1 protein-coding gene is annotated in these 512 nt (G+C 69.3%); it reads left to right on the forward strand.

Annotated elements, in window-relative coordinates; all coding sequences use genetic code 11:
• A partial coding sequence (locus IY392_RS17690) for a hypothetical protein (RefSeq protein ID WP_309234211.1) occupies window positions 1–471 on the forward strand: 471 nt, incomplete at its 5' end.
• Window positions 472–512: the final 41 nt, after the last annotated feature.

A 512-nucleotide genomic window follows, 5' to 3' on the forward strand; every position in this document is an offset into this window, starting at 1 on the left:
GTCGAGCAGGGCCGACTCGACGGCGGCCTCGACCCCGCCGCCGAGTCGGCCCTGCTCGACCCCGCGGACGCTCCCGAGCCCGACCACAAGCGCGCCGGGATGCTGATCCACGCCTTCGTGGCGGTGGCGGCGTTCGCGCTACTCGGGATGGTCACCGACACGTGGCAGATGGTGTTCCTCGCCGTGCCGATCTTCGCGGTGGTCATGATGCTGCTCGGCTCCCTGCAGTCCGACGGGTCCTGGGAGAGGGTGTCGACACTCGCGATCGTGGCCTACTGCTCGGGGCTGGGAGTGCTGGTGCTGTGGTCGATCCTCACGGCGGGCGGCGAGGCGATGCTCTGGGGCCTGCCGATGTCCATGGGTGTGATCTTCTATCTTCTCTGGCCCTACACAGCCGTGGGTGCCGGATTGCTCTATGCCCTGGTCTTCGACCGGACGATCGACGAGAAGCGGCTGGCTGCTGGGGTTTGAGGCCGCTACGGCGGCTGCTGGGCCCGCCCTCCCCGCAGCCG

The sequence above is a fragment of the Dietzia sp. SYD-A1 genome (assembly GCF_015356725.1).
Lineage (GTDB): Bacteria > Actinomycetota > Actinomycetes > Mycobacteriales > Mycobacteriaceae > Dietzia.